Source organism: Desulfobacter latus, from assembly GCF_013389365.1.
GTDB classification, from domain to species: Bacteria; Desulfobacterota; Desulfobacteria; order Desulfobacterales; family Desulfobacteraceae; genus Desulfobacter; species Desulfobacter latus.
The window spans coordinates 118,421-134,923 of record NZ_JACADJ010000002.1; the positions used below are offsets into that span (position 1 = coordinate 118,421).

Below are 16,503 nucleotides of genomic sequence, written 5' to 3' on the forward strand. Positions count from 1 at the left end.
CTCTCCTATAGATGCCTTTTCAGGTATAAGCCCATCCGCTGGATGCGTTGGCTTAAATGTTCGGCCCGCCGGTCCAGAAACCCTTTCATGTAAAGTCCTGGAATGGCCACAATAAGCCCGGTCTGGGTGGTGATGAGGGATTCCGAGATACCGCCGGCCATGGCTTTGGCATTGCCTGTGCCGAAAATGGCCAGAACGTCAAAGGTGGTGATCATACCGGTGACGGTGCCAAGCAGTCCCATGAGCGGTGCCATGGCTGCCAGCACCCCGATCACCGCCAGGGACCGGGTCATCCGTCGATTGATCCGGGCCACTGCGGCATCCAGAAGGTGGCGGTCCAGCTGGACGGAACCGGAGCGGTTCCGGATGAACTCCGTGACCAGGAGACTGACGGCTCCGCAGTACATTTTGGGATCAGGCAGGGAGTTCTCACGAACCAGGGAGAGGGCGGTGCTGCTGTTCATGTTTTTTTTGTAGAGCCGTCTGAAAAAAAAGGCCCGTTCGAGAATCAACAGCCACATGACAAGACTTAAGATGATCAGGGGCACCATGACCACGCCGCCGGCCCGGATCAGGTCCGTCATAAGTTCAAGGTTCTCCTGAAGAAAGCGCGGCATCAGGCCCCCTTGAATTTTTGAACGATATTGATCAGTGCCACGGCCTTTTCCTCCATCATCCCCACACAGTTTTCCACGGCCCGGTTCAAAAGGGTGTGGGAGAGCATAATGGGAATGGCGACGGACAGGCCCAGCATGGTGGTCACCAGGGCTTCGGAAATGCCGCCGGACATCATTCGCGGATCGCCTGTGCCGTGCATGGTGATGACATGAAAGGTGTCGATCATACCGGTAACCGTCCCTAACAGCCCTAACAGGGGTGCAATGGCTGCCAGCATACTCATGGTGGACAAAAAACGTTCCATGGGGGGGATCTCTTTAAGGATAGCTTCCTGGACCGCATTTTCCATATCTTCCCTGGGAAGATTCCGGCTGTCAACCCCCGAGCGGATAACCCGGATAACCGGATTTTTATGATACTGGTCGCAAGTTGCGGCACACGCATCCCAATTCCGGGCTTTGGCCTGGGTTTCGATCCTGCGGCACACGGTCTCAAGCCTGATTTTTCGACGCAAAAGGAAAAAAATCCGTTCCAGGGTGATCAGTACACCCAATCCCAGAATGGCCAGAATGGGCCAGATAATGGGTCCGCCTTTGGGAATCTGATCCATCAGGCTTAAGTTGTGAATAAGCTGATTCAATGCCCCGCCCCTGGAAATGTCCATGGGGACGGCATCCGTTTTTCCATCCATGTACCGGGTGAGTTTTTTCTGCAGGGTCGGAGCCGGCAATTTGGACAGGGCGTACAGTTTTTTTTCTCCATGGGCGTAGTTGAGAAATCCGGTTTCCCCGGCCAGCCGGTATGCCGCTGTGAACGCACCGATAATCAGAAGCCGGCTCTCTTGGGATTTCCCTTCGCGATTAACGATTGTACCGGTTTCCAGGCAGACGGAACCGCCTTGGTCAATCCGGTCAAAAAGCAGATTAGACATGGCTTTGATTTGATCCATCCCGGGAATAACGGAATTATCTGTAATCAAGGATAAAAATTGGGTATCCGGGGGATACACCCCCGTAAGAAAGCTGTTATTCAGAAGGGAACGGATGTCTTTGGCATTCATGCGGATGACGCCGGATAGTTCCTGAATCGTGCCCTGGGCTTCATCCAGTTTTGCGGCCAGTTGGCTGTCCTGTGTGGTCAGATCTTGATTTTCAGATTTAAGGGCTTTGAGTTCAACATCAACGACTGTAATCCGTTGCTTTAAATCCGCAATGGCTTGGTCCAGACGGGACCTGTCCGCCAAAATCTGCCGACGGCTTTCCCTGGCCGCCTTTTGGGTGGCGGACAATTCAGCCGCCGCCTTTTGTTTCATGGATTCTTCAATTTTCCGGGCTTCGATGCGAATTTCCCGCATATCCTTTGCCGATACCGGCCGGCTGAAAAGCATCATGACACCCAGCACAGCAGCGATTATTGTATATTTGGGGGTGCGTTTCATTGGACCATGATCCTTCCTAAAGGCAGGGTTAAAATTTCAACAGGTTTGCGCTTTAAGCCCATGTCTATGGCGGCCTGAATGGTTTTAAGATAGGTGTCCTCCAAAGGTTCCCATACCTTTTGGGCCGGGTTGAAGAATCCACATTGCTGTTTGTCCAGGGTCTGATAAAAAAGGCGCAGCCGGCCCAGTCTGAAGATGTTGACCAGGGTCTCTTCTCCGGAGAGGGGAATCGTCTGTTGATAAACTTCGATGGATGTGCCGTATTCGGTTTCCACCAAAAGGGCTTCCATCATTTTTCTGAATTTTTCGCTTACCGGGACTTGGGGATTGGTGTTTAATTCTTCAAGGGCCTGAATCCTTTTTTGACGTTCCTCCTGTAAAAAGGGTAGATCGCGGGCGTTTAACGTTTTAATTTTGTCTAATAACTCGCAAAGAAAGGGAGACATCCGGCCCTCGATTTCGGCAATGTCCTCCAGCTGCTTCATTTTCCGGCTTATGTTTGCAATCAGGGCGGTTCTCCGGGCAGCTTCAGTGTTTCGTTCCTTTTCCAGCATGGCCAGTTCTTTTTCCAGGGCTTCGAACGCCAATCTCTTTTTTTCTTTTTCAGTGCGCCAATTCACTTCCCGGGCCTGGGTTTTCTGTTCAATTCCCACAGCCTCATGAACAGGGGCTTCGATCTCTTTTTCCACCTTCCCTGCCAGGGCATCATAGGACCATGACATTGTCAGTAATAAGAAGATCTGCATGATTATTTTGCCTTTGTTCATTGATTTCTCCTGTTTTCATTAAAACTAATATCTTGAGTAAAAACGAATTCAATAAAAAATAAAAAAAGCCAAAAAGGATGGTTGTATCGAAAATTCCGATGCGCTTACCTTCTTGGCTTTAGTTTACTTTATATTTACTAAATAACAATTTGTCGAATGCGCCTTCTTGACGCATTCCGCCCTTTAAATCATATTGATTTTTTGTTGTCAATGACGGATATTCACGATCATCAAATTTTTATTGACAAGATTAAAGCCCGGAGCCTAATATGGTCAAGAAAAATTAAAAAATAGTAGAATTAGGCATCCTTCATAGTTTCAAAACTTAAAAAAAGGAGGGGCGAATGGACAGAAGAAAATTTTTAAAACTTTCAGCCGGTGCGGGTAGCCTGGCGTTGTTGCAGATGGTCGGTATCAGCTGTGCCGGATCTGGAAATGGGACGATAAAACTGCCGCCGTTGCCATATAGAGCCGATGCCCTTGAACCGTATATTTCGGAAGAAACAATTCGTTTTCATTACGGGAAGCATCATTCCGGGTATGTAAAAAAAGTGAACCGGATGATCAAAGGAACCGCTTACGCCAACCTAGGCCTTGAGGCGATTATTCAGAAAACCCGCGGCAGCGCCGGTGAGACTGGTATTTTTAATAATGCCGCCCAGGTTTTCAATCACACCTTTTATTGGAGCAGCATGAAACCGGGCGGCGGCGGTGCGCCTGCCGGTATCGTTGCCGAAAAAATCAAAGCGGACTTCGGCAGTTATGACGCATTCAAAAAAAACTTTGCATCCGCAGCACTCTCCCAGTTCGGCAGCGGCTGGGCATGGCTGGTCAAAGACGGTGATACGCTGAAAATTATCAAAACCGCAAACGCTGATACACCAATTGCTGAGGGCCTGATACCGCTTCTTACCATTGACGTATGGGAACATGCATATTATCTGGATTATCAGAACCGGAGAGCGGAATATGTCGATGCATATCTGGCATATCTGGTCAACTGGGAGTTTGTAGAAACCAATCTGGTCGGGTAGAAGATAATTATACGGCCGGTAAATGACAGGCGCTTGTCCTGGAAAGCCGGCCCGAATCCATTTAATTCAATAGTATAGGAATTTCCATTCTCCAGCACCCAATACCCAGCACCCAATACCCAATACCCAATACCCAGCACCCAATACCCAGCACCTAACAGTCCGCCCAAAGGGCGCTAATTTAAGATATGTAAGCCGCCTGAATCTTGACGATTTCGTTGTAAATCGCCGATACTGGAAAACTCAGGCGGTGCATCATCTTTCCACTTGACTATCAAGTTCCATTTTTTCTTCAGTCAACGATAATCACTGGGATGTTCAAGGCATGCATTACCCGCGAAGCATTGCTGCCGATAAAAAATTCTTTCAGACCTGAGGTCGAACTTCGTCCCATGGCAACCGTATTGTATTTTCCTTTTTGTGCCTCGTGTATAATGTCATCGGAAATCTTTTTGCCCTGGGGCTGAGTTTTTATATAAACCTTATCGTTGGCAAACCCGGCATTGATTAATTCATTCCTTGCGGCGTCAAGGCTCTCCCGAATCATTTTTTCGCGCTTTTCCTCCATCCGGCAGAACGCATTGCGTTCTGCTTCAAAATAGGGCGTGAGACTGGGGCTGTTGAGCCCACAGGCTGCCGCAGTATCCGGCACCACATGAAACAGTGTGACCTCATCCTCCTTGTTCAGGTTTTGCGCAACATAGGTAACGGTATTTTGAGCGCATTCAGTTTCGTCAAAGGGAATCAGGATTTTGGAAGTCATGGGCTTTTCTCCTTTTTAGAATTACTCGAAGATCTTAATTTTTTTTTTAAAAATGTGACATTTGAAATCTAATGGAAGCATTTTAGTGCTTTTTGATATTTTGAACAGCCAAATTCAAAAGGCCCAAAATACTTGACTATTAAGTTATCAGACCCTGCTGTTTTTGCGCAATGCTTTTTTCAAAAAATATGACCTGACTTATGTTTTCCATGGTTCTTTTTATTCGGGAAGAAGAAAATAGCGGTTGCTGTTTTCCTTGACCGCGACCCGGGGAATGGGTTTGATGAATTGCTGGCGAAGGCTGTAGGTGTAGGCTCCCTGGGCCGGAATCATGAGAATGTCATTCTCTTTGATGGCTGAACCGAAATAGGTATATCCCCAGACATCATGGGGGGTGCAGAGAGAGCCCAGAATACGGCATTTTTTTTCGGACAAGCCGGGTCGGGTTAAATTGAGTACCGGGCAGTAATCGGTTTCATACCGTTCCCAACCCACAGTGTTACCCCCGGCATCGGTGATGACCAGGTCCTTATCCTTGCAGTCCACCACCTGGATGAGGATGTGCATGGCCTCATTGCAGATCCAGCGGCCCGGCTCAAAACAGATCCGGCATTGGATCAAAGGCAGAATGTACTCTTTAATGGCATTTGACAGCTCTTTTGCAAACAGATCAATGGAGACACCCGGGTCAATAATATAGCCCTGGGGTACATCCGATAAAAGCCACTCCCCCTGGGCAGGCCAGTAGCCGCCGCCGATATCAATGAATTTAACGGCATCCAGGAACTGTTTTGGCATGGTGGAAAGGATTTGTCCCAGTTTTTTAATAAATGCAGCCTGTCTGTCCGGGTTGAGATTCCAGGAGGCGTGGAACTGTAGTCCCTGGAAATCCAGCCGGCCAAACGCCTGAATGTCTTCGAACGCAGATAACAGGTTTTCCGGCAGCACACCGAATTTGCGCCACAGGCCTTCAGGGTTGTTGTTCAGCCGCAGCCCTACGGGCATGCGCTTCTGCTTTTCTTCAAGCACGGATGCCAGTCGTTTTGCCTCTCCAATACTGTCCAGGAGAATCACCACCCGGTCCGGGTACCGGGCCGCAAGTGCCAGTTCCTGGATGGTTTTGCCAGGCCCGCTGAAAATAATGGATGATGCGCCCAGCTCCAGGGCCACTGACAGTTCCACGCCGCTGGATACATCCAGTCCGAATCCGTGTTTGAGCAGATGCCCGGAAAGATGGGGCAGGTTGTTGCTTTTCATGGCGTAAAAAAAGGCGGTTTCCGGCAGATGCCGGCTGAATGCCGCCCTGAACCGGGCTGCCTTTCTTGCCAGGACATCGGTTTCCAGAACATACAGGGGAGACCCGAAGGCCTTGGCTATATCCAGGTACATCCCCTTATTTTTTAAGTATGGGGTTATGAACGCAATTATTTTTTCCTTGGGCAGAAGCGAATTTGCTCCTGTCATATGTGTATTGGCTGTGAGCATGTCTCATCCATTTCAATGTCGATACATTTGGCGAGCAACAGGCACTCTGTCTCAAAAAATCTGCGTCTGTTGGGTTCTATGATCATGTGCCCTATAAGCCATGAATCATAATCCTGGGGCGGCATCGTCACCTTGTGCCCCGGAGGGTGGATCAAGTGTATTTTTTTTACCCGCTTGTCTTTTTCCACGGCGGTCGTGTTGATGCGTTTTAATACCCCATTTTTGCGGGCATGGATGCGGAACGCCACCAGGGGACGGTACAGCCCTTTTTTTTCATTTTTCCAGGCAACGCCTTGCGCCGCATCCAGGGTCAGTCCAAGGATGTCGATGTTGCCGGCTTCCTTGAGCAGAAAGGGCAGACAGTCTCCGCCGGGCCGCGGGGTCATCTCTATGAGTACGGGGGTTTTGTTTCTTAGAATAAAATCCACCATGCAAACGCCCGTTTTAATTCCCAGTGCCCTGGCTGCCCTGTGGAACAGGTCTGAAAGTATTTCATTGGACGGCATTTTTTTATCATTATCGTTTTCCGGGCAGATTGCATATCCGGAAATGGTGCCGAAGGGCTGGCTGTCCACCTTTATTTTCCGGGTTTTGCGCAGGATAACGGCCCGGTCTTTTTCCATGAGAAAATCACAGGAAAATTCAGGGCCGCCCACCCACTCCTCGGCCAGCATCTGGTATGTGCCGGCATCCGTGGGTTTAAACAATGAACTTCCGGTCCGTGCAGAAAGTCCGTCTGCTACCGCATTGAACGCGGTATCACACTGTCTTCGGGTGACGCATTTGAATACAAGTTCACTGCCGGAACCGCAGAAGGGTTTAAGGACAATGCCTGCCGGTACCTGGTCCAGGAAGTTCAATACCTCCATTTTGGTGTTGACCGGGCAGGTTTGGGGACAAGAAATCCGGTTTTTCCTCCACACCTGTTTTGAAACAAATTTATCCCTGCTCTGCCGGACCGCCCCAAGATCGGGGTAGGGCAACCCCATCTTTTCTGCCAAAATGGATGTGGTCTCCATGGATTCGCAATCAAAGCAGGCAATGCCGGAAAAGGTAACCCCGAAGGCTTTTTGGTGGTGGTCTAATGCCTGAATTGCAGCGTCAATATCGCAGATGGGGCATAAAATTTCCTCTCCGCTGTCCGGACAGGGTTCGGTTGCATTCTGACGAACCTTTGGTTCTGTCAGAAAAAGTACCTGTCCGGGACGGATTTTTCTGATCCATTCAATGTAATCGGATGTGGTGCCCACCACCAGCACTCGATTTTTTTGAGGCTCAGACAGCTTTTTGCCCATAACGGCTCCCATGGAAAACAGCTGTGCCTGGCTGGGTGTGAATCTCATATGACGGTCTGGGGCTTAGGCGAAACCGTTCTTTCCAGTTAAAACTGCCGCACAGAAAATCCACGGCTTCCATCCGGTTATGGCAGGCCCATTCAAGATGGTGCAGGTTGATCACCTTGGCAATACCGCCAAAATCGCGGTGGGTGCCCCCGGCCACAACCGTGTAGGTGTTGTTAAAAACAGAACCCATGTCCACGGCTGCAATTTTTCCGTCAACAATGGCGGTGGTCATCCTGAGCATGCCCATATCCCGCAGATACGCTGCAAACCGTTCAAAAGACCGGTAAAACCGCGCATCGCTGAAGTAGGAATCCGATGTAAAGGCTGCCATGTTCAAACGGAACAGTTCGGCTATATCCGGCAGGTGATTGTACCGCCAGATCAGTTGCCTGACTTCAAACTTTTTTACATCCGCCTTGAGTTTTTTTCTGGTTTTTCCGGGAAATGCCTGCCGGAAATTGTCCATGGAAAAATCATAAATCCGGGGATAAAACAGGTATCCGGTTTCATCCGGTTTCACCTGTTCCAGGCTGTCCAGCAACGGGCTTCGGCGCAGGTATCTTAAGTTTACAGGGCCTGGTACACAGTCGCACAATGCGTTGAACACTTCCGGGGATTCGGCTATGATCCGGTTTTGCTCCAGCCACGTTTTGCCTTTCCAGGTTTCGCCGGGAAAAAATACGTATTCGCCGGTTTCTTCAACCAGACTTAATGGAAGAAAACCCACAACACGGCCCTTGTCTTCGATGAGATGGAAGCTTAAAGGTCTTTTATATGCGGCGTTAAAACATTGTCTGACGGCCCAAAGATCAAATATGTCCTGGACCGGCCAGTATTTTTCCCAGGCCTGTCGGCAACATTCCGGATCTGTAATACGAATGGATTTCATCGGTATCAACCTAATGCCGGTAAGTGACGTTGAGCCGGGACGTTTTACCGCCGAAATAGTTCTGGGAAAATTCCCGGGCCACTTCAGGGTCGTAGACCTTGCATGAAAATACATCCAGGTAGGTGGTATTGCTCTGATTGGCAAAATGGGCGGATATCAGTGAGGTTTCGATGAGTTGGACCATTGAAAATCCCGCAACCTTTTCATCCTCACCAAAATGAACCACCTGGGTTTCGCCGAAGCGCTTCATTTCAATCAGGTCACACAGTTGCGCAACAAAACATTTGATCAGTTCAGCATCTCTGATTTTTTCAGGATCGCAGTCATAGATGTCGATGGCGGAGGCAATACCCCATACATCAGGGGCGGTGTCAAGTTTTATTACTTTTGCAACGCTCATTGTTTTTTTTCCTTTAGATTTGAGTCTGTTACCATTTATTTTTGGTATCGGGCGGTCGTTTGGGTTGTTTGTTCATTTTTTTTCGGCGTTTTCGGTCTTCTTTCTGATCTTCCCAGTCATAGTCCTCGTCGTAACTCTCTTTGAATTTCGGGCTCTTGCTTTTGTTTCGGCTGAATTTTTCCCTGGTCATGACTTCCTTTCCTCTTTGGTTTTGGGCCGGCTGTTTTGGCCGGGGATTAATTTCCTGTTTTTCTACGCTACAGCAATCAGTGTGCCAAATTCACAAAAAAATAAACGTGATTAAATTCAAGTGGTTAGGTTTTTTATGTAATCTGCATGGTGTTTTTTTTCAGAAAATAATTACTTAAATATAAGAATGTCGGCGTTTTATCATGAAATTGGTAATTTTTAGCCATATTTTTGAAATGGAATAGTATAGTACATCATAATTTGAAACTTGATGTAATTATATATTGCTTGTTTTTAAGTGTTTTTATATACTTCAGGATGTTCTATAAAACAGTAACAATTTACTGAAATTGGATAATATTTTATGCTGATTCGGTTGGCATGTGCCGTTAAAGAGACAAAAATACGCACTGCGCTTGCGAACAGACTGGCGGAACAGGATGTTCAGCTCCAGTTTTTTAAACCCAGCACCCTTTCCTGGCAAGCCCTTGCCAGAAGCTGCGCCGACGTGTTTATTGTCAGCAGTCCCGCGATTCCTAAGCCGGTTGAATCAAGTATTTCCCTGCTCAATGAATTGCCCGAAGCGCCCATGACCATCGTGCTGCATAATCGGGAGTCCCTGGAAGAGCATGCCAATCTTCTGGCTGCGGGGGTTGATGTGGTGCTTTATTCCGGTATCCCGGTGGAGAGCCTTTTAGAAGCCCTTGAAACCACCCTGGAATCACGCCGTCAATTCTATTATGCGGAACGGTTTGACCGGCGGGGACGTTTTCTGCCCCGGCTTAACGATTTTGCCTCGAACAGCCGGGATATGCAGGTGTTTCTGGATGAAACCCGTCAGGTGGTGTCCAGTGACGCCACCATATTGCTGCTTGGTGAGACCGGTGTGGGCAAGGAGCATCTGTCCAAGGCCATCCATGCAGACAGCCACAGATCCACAGGTCCGTTCATTGCCATCAATATGGCCGCCATTCCGGAACAGCTGATGGAAAGCGAACTGTTCGGGCATGAACAGGGTGCCTTTACCGGGGCGGTACGCTCCCGGCGCGGCGCATTTGAACTTGCCCATGGCGGCACTATTTTTCTGGATGAAATCGGCGAGATGCCCCTGCAGATGCAGACCAAACTGCTCCGGGTACTGCAGGAACTCGAATTTACGCCGGTGGGCGGTGAAAACCCGGTATGGGTGGATGTCCGGGTGATTGCGGCCACCAACAAAAATCTTGAGGAAGAAATTGAAAAAGGAACTTTTCGAAAAGATCTTTATTACCGGCTCGGGGTGATTTCATTAACACTTCTCCCGTTGAGAAGGCGTAAAGAGGATATCCCTTCATTGACCACCCATTTTCTGACCATGAACCGGCAGAAATTCGGCAGAAATCTCAAACGATTTTCCCCGCCGGCCATGGAGGCTCTGTGCAACTACCACTGGCCGGGAAATATTCGGGAACTGATGAATGTGATTGAACGGGCTGTTCTGCTGTGCAAGTCGGATATGATTACCCTGGCAGAGTTGCCTTCGGTTTTCCATAAACCCAAAGCCGTCCAGATAGGCGGTGGTGGTTCATCGGAACTTTCCCTGCCCCGGGAATGGGCGTCCATGACTCTGCCCCAGGTCCGGGACGCCGTGTGTGACCAGGTGGAAGCTTTGTATCTGACTATGGTGCTGAATAAAACCCGTGGTAAAATTGGAGAGACTGCAAAAATTGCAGGTATTCATCCCAGGGGACTGTATGCCAAAATGAAAAAACTGGGACTGGATAAAGCTGCGTTTAAAGCCAAAGGATAAGTGTTCATGTATTCGCCCTTTAACTACCAGATTTCTGAATATGACTGTGTACCCACAGCCATTACCAATGCGATATCTTTTTTATTCCAACGCAAGGAAATTCCCCCCATGGTCATCCGGCATATTTACCTTTACTGTCTTGATACGGTGGGACGAGACTCCCGGTTCGGTGTTGGCGGTACCAGTAAATATGCCGTACGTCTGGTGGGCAATTGGCTTAATTCTTACCGGATGAAGTCTTTTTCCGTTGCCACGCAGTTTCTGGAAAAAGAACAGGTCTCCATGGAACCGGGTGGGCAGATTGAATCCTGCCTGTCGGAGGGCGGGGTGGTGCTGTGCAATATCCTTTTGACTCTCCGTGATGAACATTATCTTATGGTAACGGCCATGGATGAAACATGGATATACTGCTTTGATTCATACCGCAGGCAGTTCATCCGTGGCATGAAGGGGATGGCCCGGGTGATTGATGAGGGGGACGGCCGGTCAGCCAATCTGAAAATAAGGCGGGACTGGGCCGCTCAGGAACAGGTAAATCGTTTCTGTCTGGGGCCCATACCGATGCGTGAAAGTCTTTTAATCCGGCGGATATCTTAGTAGGGATATTGATTTTCAAATGACATAAAAAAATACGATATTGGGTGCGAGGGGGTTTTCTATGGCAGAAAAAACAGCGGCGGTGCTGCCTGCATCGCCGCTATTTAAAATTAAATCTTTATTATTTATCGGTAACGCCGTTCTGTGCGACTAACCTTTCTATCATCAGCGTCCGAAAATCTGATTGTTTAGTTTTTTAAAATATTGGGCACTGAAAGAGAACCTAATGGGAGTACAGTGACTTTGGCATCTTTGCCTTTTTCTTCAAATGCTTTTTCCAAAGCCGCCTCTACACTTTCAAAGGGTTTAATGTGAACCGCTTTTATCTCGTCTTCCGGTAGCTCAGTAACGCCCCAGGTCTGTGCCCAGGTATTTATTTCAGCCATTTTACCGGCTTTATGATAACCTAACTTGTATTCAATTTTTATCTTATCAAGAACCTCTTGGGGAGTATCACAAGACGCCATCAGGTCAAAGAAGGTTTTTCCGCCGATGCCCATTCTACATTGTGATACAAATATTAAGATACCGTCTTCTTTCAGGGCCAGCTTACCATTGTCTATGGCTTTTTGGGACTGGTAAAGATCTATATCCATTGGATAAGGCGCCACAGAAATGACAATGTCGGTTTTTTCTTCTATGTCAACACAAAACACTTTTTTGGCACTGTCTATGGCATCATAAAATGAATCTACAAGATCTCCACATGTGGTTTCATAGACATTATGGTCTTTGTCCAGAATAGTCATAATGGAAAACACTTGAATATCTTTTAATACATTCATGGCATCCATCATATCTTCATGTACGGGATTACCATCTAAAGCAAGGGCTTTTGCGCTTTTATTCAACGCTAATTTATGGTTTTGCGTTATGGTTTCATAAGATGCCACACCAGGTAAGAAGCCTTTTCTACCGCCGGTATAGCCGGCAAAATAGTGAGGTTCCACAGAACCGATAACGATAGTTTTTTTAGCTTCGGCCACAATTTTATTCAGGTACATCTCAGTACCATTTGTGGATTTGCCTAAATATACCATCTCGTCATTTTTGGAATCATGTGACCATATTCTGTCTTTTGCTTTCAGGTCTTCATAAATTTCTTTGCCGAAAATGTATTCAAATTCTTCATCATTTGGGGCTCTATGCGCACCAGTCGCGATGATGAAATAGATATCTTTATCTTTTATATCATCATAAATAACCTTAAGTACTTTTGCTGTAGGTGTAGGTCGAGTTCCGTCATTTACGATAAAGACGACTCTCTCATCACCTTCCATGAACTTTGCAAAATTCGCTTTTTCCAAATTTTGAGAAAATTCAGAGGCAAATTCTCTTTTTTCTACATCATTTGGAAAATATACACCTTGCAGGTTATTGTCATTAATTTCAACGTCAATTTTTTCCTTACCATATGGTATCTGTACTTTTGCCATTGTGTTCTCCTTCCTGGAGTTATTTTAACAATTTTATATCGGAGTCCCTTTAAGTTTCATGTCATAATTGGGTTTTCGTTAACGGTCACGGCGGATAAAAATTAAAATCTTCGGCATATATTAAATATTCCGGGGATTAAGATTCTTATCCGCCGTGGGTTCCAAGAAGAGCCTAAGCGCATCATTGGACGAAAAGACCATTTATGTATAGGCTTGGGTCTAGCGTATGGGGCCCATCTGATTTATTTTTTCCATAAAGGTATCAATTTCTGCCTGGCACAACTGTTTGTCGCCTGCAGGGATCTGAACCAGATGGATTCTGTCGGGATTTATATCAAGGTTTTCAAGGGTTTCCTTCATTCTTTTTACCCGTTTTTTGGCTGCTTCATTGCCGTCATGATTACATTCCCCATCCGGACAAACGCCCACTAGAACGCCCCATGCCTGATTAAGGAACGGGGTCAATAACAGATTTTGATCAATACGGCCGCCACACAAGTTCACCAGGATTTCATATTCCTTCTCTTCGAGTTCCGATTCCGGCAGTCTGGAATTCTGAATATCAGGATGGTATGACCAGTTACAGGCATACATAATGACCTTGGCGGATTCACGGGAGTGGAGGAACTCAACGGCTCTCTGCTCCAGTTCAACCTTGTCGGTGCCGAATGATAATGGGATGGTGATCGCTTCAATGGGGCAGATTTCAACACAGATGCCGCAGGATTTGCATTTTACCGGATCCACGACAATCCCCTCACCGTCAATAAACTCCCGGGCATCATGGGGGCAGGCCCTGACGCACTGCAGGCATCTGGCACAGGAACGGTCAGTGATGGATGTGGTGCCCGGACCATTGTATCCCAGTTTGACCAGATCCCTTCTGAGGTCCAGCATAATGTCCGTTATTTTAACCCCGGACGAACAGGCGGCTTCGCACCGTTTGCAGAAAAAACAATTGAACGATTTTTCCGCAACTGCCGGTGTTAATTCCACTTCCCCGGTTAAAAGTCCGTGGGCTAAAATGTTTTTAGCCCTGGGGGCATCGGATTCCCAGCGTGTGTATTTAAACATGGGGCAGTGCTCGTAGCAGTATCCGCACCGGATGCACTTGGCCAGCATGCCTTCCCATTTTTCTAGATTTTCAAATTTTGTTTTTTCTGTCTGCATAACAATAATCCCTGTTATCCTTTATCAGCTGTTGACCGCATATCTAAGATCCGTTGCCGTTACCCAGTCTTCCGGCGCCTGCTGCAGCTTGCCGGGATTGAGAATATTATTGGGGTCCAGAGCCGCTTTAACGGCAGCCATCATTTTTAAGGAATCCATTTTCTCCGTCCTGAAGGCATCCGCTTTGGAAATACCGATACCGTGTTCAGCAGAGGTGGTGCCGTGGATGGAATTTACATATTCATAAATTTCGGCAATGGCTCGCTTGGCACCCGCCCACTGCTCTTTCTTGCTGGTGTCCATCATGATTTTGGTGTGCATGCACCCGGAGCCGCAATGGCCGTATGCCGTCATAACGATGCCGTTCTTTTCGGCGGCTTCATGGATCTTTGCGGCCATATCCGCCATCTTGGAGTAGGGCACTGCCATATCGTCCGCCAGGGATGTGGAAGCCATACTGGTATCAAATTGTGACAGGGCAGGGAATAATTTTTTACGGCCCATGAAGATCTGTTCGCGCTCTTTGGCATCAAAGCTGTACCAGAGGTCGGCACCGTTGTTTTTTTCGCAGATCTCTTTCATTTTTTGAACTTCGTACTCCACGGCTTCCATAACTTTACCGTCAGCTTCAAAAAGCAGGGAGGCGGCCACTTCTTTAAGGCCTAAGTTCATGGTTTTGTTTACCGCTTTGATTGCAACGTCATCCACCAACTCCAGCATGGAGGGAATGGTGCCCGAAGCCATGATGTCGGCGATGGCATTGCCGGCATCCCTGAGCGTGTCAAAATTGGCAACGCCCAGGCATCTGAATTCAGGAATGGGTACAAAGCCGATGATGGCTTCCACCACAACCCCCAGGGTGCCTTCGGAACCCACGATGAGTTTGTGAAGCTGGTAACCGGATGCTTCCACCCGGGTATGGGCACCTAAAGTGACCAGGTCGCCATTGGCCAGAACCACTTTCATGCCCATGACCGCATCCCGGGTAGCGCCGTATTTTACAGACCGAACACCCGATGCATTATTGCCGATCTCGCCGCCGATGGTGGCGATACGTGAAGAGGCCGGTGTCGGGGGATAGAAAACCCCGTAAGGTTTAAGTGCGGCATTGAGATCATCATCCACCACACCCGGTTCCACCCGGCAGTAAACATCGGGCATGTTGATTTCAAGTATCCGGTTCATGTTCTTCATGTCCAGAAGAATTCCGCCCTGGATCGCCACAGTCTGCCCGCACATGCCTGAGCCGCCGCCCCTGGGGACAACTGGTATTTTTGCATCATTGGCATAGGCCATTAGTTTCTGAACCTGACCGGTATTGTCAGGTCTGACAATAACCCATGGTGAGGCATGGTAAACAGATGCGTCTGCACCGTAAGCATACAGGTCAAGCGGATCTGTCTTTATGTTTTTTTCCCCGACTATTTCCCTGAGCCTGGGGATATCGACCGTATTCATTTGATATCCTTTCCTGATGAAAATTGTTAAAACCAGTGGGTCTAAAAAGTCTCTATTCAAGTTAATTTGCTAATATTTTCACAACTGTTTTAAAAATTCAATCCCCTTTACATTTACAGGATTAATAAGTGTTTACTTTTCTAAAAAGTTGGATTATAAATTCAAGTTTTCGTGTTGATAAATATAACCTAACCTCCTTTTTTTATTTGTTTTTATAACTTTTTTAAGGGGCACTGTCGTTTGCATGGTTAAATTCCTGCCCTGGGATACTACCTTTAATGTAGAATAAAATGCAAGTGTTATCCGTGCATCTAGTTGTCCGCGCGTATATTAAGTTGCTTGATCTCTTAAATGGCATGGTTTGAAATGGGTGCTGGGTGCTGGGTGCTGGGTGCTGGATGCTGGGTGCTGGGGAATGGAAATTTCTATACTCTCGAGTTAAAGGCTCATTTATGCCGGGCCGGCATCAGCAGATCTTCATTGATTCTGAAAAAACCTTTAAAGTGCTCAAGCCAGTATGCGTAGTAAACTATATTATCGCTGTTGAACGTCGTAACTTGCCCCCTTTTTTTTGACGCATAGATAAAGTGCATCCGGCCGCCGGGGTCCACTTGGTAAACCATGGCGGCAAAATTGTTATTCAGCACGATCAGGTCTCCGTTTTTAACCTCCTCTGCTCTAATCCTGTGTGTGTTGCTCAGTAAAAGATCCATGGGCATAAAGGTCTTGTATCTCAGCCCTGCTTTTTTTGCAGCCCCGGTGAAAATAGAGTAAAATAACCAGGAATTGTCCGTGCTGCCTGTCAGCTCAGGGCGTCCGCCGAATACAACAGGCATACCAAAGAACTGTTCCGCAATTGATGGGATAAACTGACGGAAAAGTACAGCAGGTGACGATTTCACAGGCTTCTGGGAACGCTGTGCCTCTAAGCCGGGGGCGTAACTGGCCAGGGTCGGAACAGCCCAGATCAGAACCAGTATCAGATGTATGGTTGATCTTTTCATTTTGTGTCCAAACGGCGGTAAAATATGGTCGAAATATTTGTTTACACTACCTGTTTTTGAAACCTTTCGTCAAGAAAGAAAGTTGGATTATCGATCATCAAGTTTTTAGACTTACCTTTCAAC

The 16,503-nt window shown here is 47.5% G+C and carries 16 protein-coding genes; 3 read left to right on the plus strand and 13 right to left on the minus strand.

Annotated features, from left to right (window positions below; translation table 11 throughout):
* Positions 1 to 5: 5 nt before the first annotated feature.
* The 3 genes from HXW94_RS01140 to HXW94_RS01150 are packed head-to-tail and all read right to left on the minus strand — an operon-like array spanning position 6 to position 2,823.
* A complete protein-coding gene (locus HXW94_RS01140; protein WP_178365054.1) occupies positions 6 to 617 on the minus strand; it encodes a MotA/TolQ/ExbB proton channel family protein in 612 nt (203 codons plus the stop codon).
* Entirely contained in the window at positions 617 to 2,056 is a 1,440-nt protein-coding gene (locus HXW94_RS01145; RefSeq protein ID WP_178365055.1) for a MotA/TolQ/ExbB proton channel family protein, read from the minus strand. Before HXW94_RS01145 ends, HXW94_RS01140 begins: the two co-directional genes overlap by 1 nt.
* On the minus strand, positions 2,053 to 2,823 hold the full coding sequence (locus tag HXW94_RS01150) for a DUF3450 domain-containing protein (protein ID WP_178365056.1): 771 nt from the start codon (positions 2,821 to 2,823) through the stop codon (positions 2,053 to 2,055). Before HXW94_RS01150 ends, HXW94_RS01145 begins: the two co-directional genes overlap by 4 nt.
* A gap of 344 nt (positions 2,824 to 3,167) precedes the next feature.
* On the opposite strand from HXW94_RS01150, the gene HXW94_RS01155 reads away from it, so the two are divergent.
* Complete coding sequence (locus HXW94_RS01155; protein WP_178365057.1) at positions 3,168 to 3,857, plus strand: superoxide dismutase; 690 nt, start codon at positions 3,168 to 3,170, stop codon at positions 3,855 to 3,857.
* A gap of 292 nt (positions 3,858 to 4,149) precedes the next feature.
* On the opposite strand, the gene HXW94_RS01160 is transcribed toward HXW94_RS01155, so the two are convergent.
* From HXW94_RS01160 to HXW94_RS01185, 6 genes are all read right to left on the minus strand, one after another.
* Positions 4,150 to 4,620: a universal stress protein gene (locus tag HXW94_RS01160; protein ID WP_178365058.1), complete on the minus strand. Its 471-nt coding sequence runs from the start codon at positions 4,618 to 4,620 to the stop codon at positions 4,150 to 4,152.
* 219 nt (positions 4,621 to 4,839) lie between these two features.
* Positions 4,840 to 6,084: a diaminopimelate decarboxylase family protein gene (locus tag HXW94_RS01165; RefSeq protein WP_246293677.1), complete on the minus strand. Its 1,245-nt coding sequence runs from the start codon at positions 6,082 to 6,084 to the stop codon at positions 4,840 to 4,842.
* On the minus strand, positions 6,081 to 7,448 hold the full coding sequence (locus HXW94_RS01170) for an ATP-grasp domain-containing protein (protein WP_246293678.1): 1,368 nt from the start codon (positions 7,446 to 7,448) through the stop codon (positions 6,081 to 6,083). Before HXW94_RS01170 ends, HXW94_RS01165 begins: the two co-directional genes overlap by 4 nt.
* Positions 7,381 to 8,337 carry a GNAT family N-acetyltransferase gene (locus HXW94_RS01175; protein WP_178365060.1) on the minus strand — a complete coding sequence of 319 codons (957 nt, stop codon included), beginning with the start codon at positions 8,335 to 8,337 and terminating at the stop codon, positions 7,381 to 7,383. The genes HXW94_RS01170 and HXW94_RS01175 overlap by 68 nt, the downstream gene beginning before the upstream one ends.
* A 10-nt stretch (positions 8,338 to 8,347) precedes the next feature.
* Positions 8,348 to 8,737, minus strand: a complete 390-nt coding sequence (gene speD, locus HXW94_RS01180; protein WP_178365061.1) for an S-adenosylmethionine decarboxylase — start codon at positions 8,735 to 8,737, stop codon at positions 8,348 to 8,350.
* 28 nt (positions 8,738 to 8,765) lie between these two features.
* On the minus strand, positions 8,766 to 8,927 hold the full coding sequence (locus HXW94_RS01185; protein ID WP_178365062.1) for a hypothetical protein: 162 nt from the start codon (positions 8,925 to 8,927) through the stop codon (positions 8,766 to 8,768).
* A 363-nt stretch (positions 8,928 to 9,290) separates the two neighbouring features.
* Here HXW94_RS01185 and HXW94_RS01190 point away from each other — a divergent pair, with 363 nt between their 5' ends.
* The gene (locus HXW94_RS01190) at positions 9,291 to 10,715 is read left to right on the plus strand and encodes a sigma-54 interaction domain-containing protein (protein ID WP_178365063.1); all 1,425 of its coding nucleotides are present in this window, start codon (positions 9,291 to 9,293) and stop codon (positions 10,713 to 10,715) included.
* 6 nt (positions 10,716 to 10,721) lie between these two features.
* On the plus strand, positions 10,722 to 11,312 hold the full coding sequence (locus HXW94_RS01195; protein WP_178365064.1) for a hypothetical protein: 591 nt from the start codon (positions 10,722 to 10,724) through the stop codon (positions 11,310 to 11,312).
* 188 nt (positions 11,313 to 11,500) lie between these two features.
* Here the strand turns inward: HXW94_RS01195 and HXW94_RS01200 are convergent, their stop codons facing one another.
* The 4 genes from HXW94_RS01200 to HXW94_RS01215 form a co-directional block, all read right to left on the minus strand.
* Entirely contained in the window at positions 11,501 to 12,748 is a 1,248-nt protein-coding gene (locus HXW94_RS01200; RefSeq protein WP_178365065.1) for a lactate racemase domain-containing protein, read from the minus strand.
* Between the two features lie 219 nt (positions 12,749 to 12,967).
* On the minus strand, positions 12,968 to 13,918 hold the full coding sequence (locus HXW94_RS01205) for a hydrogenase iron-sulfur subunit (protein WP_178365066.1): 951 nt from the start codon (positions 13,916 to 13,918) through the stop codon (positions 12,968 to 12,970).
* Between the two features lie 24 nt (positions 13,919 to 13,942).
* Complete coding sequence (locus HXW94_RS01210; protein WP_178365067.1) at positions 13,943 to 15,376, minus strand: FAD-binding oxidoreductase; 1,434 nt, start codon at positions 15,374 to 15,376, stop codon at positions 13,943 to 13,945.
* Positions 15,377 to 15,822: 446 nt separating this feature from the next.
* The gene (locus tag HXW94_RS01215) at positions 15,823 to 16,380 is read right to left on the minus strand and encodes a peptidoglycan endopeptidase (protein ID WP_178365068.1); all 558 of its coding nucleotides are present in this window, start codon (positions 16,378 to 16,380) and stop codon (positions 15,823 to 15,825) included.
* Between the last annotated feature and the right edge of the window lie 123 nt (positions 16,381 to 16,503).

Excerpts from the sequence above, each read along its gene's own strand:
- HXW94_RS01140 (WP_178365054.1), bottom strand. The coding sequence starts at position 617 with ATGCCGCGCTTTCTTCAGGAGAACCTTGAACTTATGACGGACCTGATC.
- HXW94_RS01145 (WP_178365055.1), bottom strand. The coding sequence starts at position 2,056 with ATGAAACGCACCCCCAAATATACAATAATCGCTGCTGTGCTGGGTGTC.
- HXW94_RS01150 (WP_178365056.1), bottom strand. The coding sequence starts at position 2,823 with ATGAACAAAGGCAAAATAATCATGCAGATCTTCTTATTACTGACAATG.
- HXW94_RS01155 (WP_178365057.1), top strand. The coding sequence starts at position 3,168 with ATGGACAGAAGAAAATTTTTAAAACTTTCAGCCGGTGCGGGTAGCCTG.
- HXW94_RS01160 (WP_178365058.1), bottom strand. The coding sequence starts at position 4,620 with ATGACTTCCAAAATCCTGATTCCCTTTGACGAAACTGAATGCGCTCAA.
- HXW94_RS01165 (WP_246293677.1), bottom strand. The coding sequence starts at position 6,084 with ATGACAGGAGCAAATTCGCTTCTGCCCAAGGAAAAAATAATTGCGTTC.
- HXW94_RS01170 (WP_246293678.1), bottom strand. The coding sequence starts at position 7,448 with ATGAGATTCACACCCAGCCAGGCACAGCTGTTTTCCATGGGAGCCGTT.
- HXW94_RS01175 (WP_178365060.1), bottom strand. The coding sequence starts at position 8,337 with ATGAAATCCATTCGTATTACAGATCCGGAATGTTGCCGACAGGCCTGG.
- speD (WP_178365061.1), bottom strand. The coding sequence starts at position 8,737 with ATGAGCGTTGCAAAAGTAATAAAACTTGACACCGCCCCTGATGTATGG.
- HXW94_RS01185 (WP_178365062.1), bottom strand. The coding sequence starts at position 8,927 with ATGACCAGGGAAAAATTCAGCCGAAACAAAAGCAAGAGCCCGAAATTC.
- HXW94_RS01190 (WP_178365063.1), top strand. The coding sequence starts at position 9,291 with ATGCTGATTCGGTTGGCATGTGCCGTTAAAGAGACAAAAATACGCACT.
- HXW94_RS01195 (WP_178365064.1), top strand. The coding sequence starts at position 10,722 with ATGTATTCGCCCTTTAACTACCAGATTTCTGAATATGACTGTGTACCC.
- HXW94_RS01200 (WP_178365065.1), bottom strand. The coding sequence starts at position 12,748 with ATGGCAAAAGTACAGATACCATATGGTAAGGAAAAAATTGACGTTGAA.
- HXW94_RS01205 (WP_178365066.1), bottom strand. The coding sequence starts at position 13,918 with ATGCAGACAGAAAAAACAAAATTTGAAAATCTAGAAAAATGGGAAGGC.
- HXW94_RS01210 (WP_178365067.1), bottom strand. The coding sequence starts at position 15,376 with ATGAATACGGTCGATATCCCCAGGCTCAGGGAAATAGTCGGGGAAAAA.
- HXW94_RS01215 (WP_178365068.1), bottom strand. The coding sequence starts at position 16,380 with ATGAAAAGATCAACCATACATCTGATACTGGTTCTGATCTGGGCTGTT.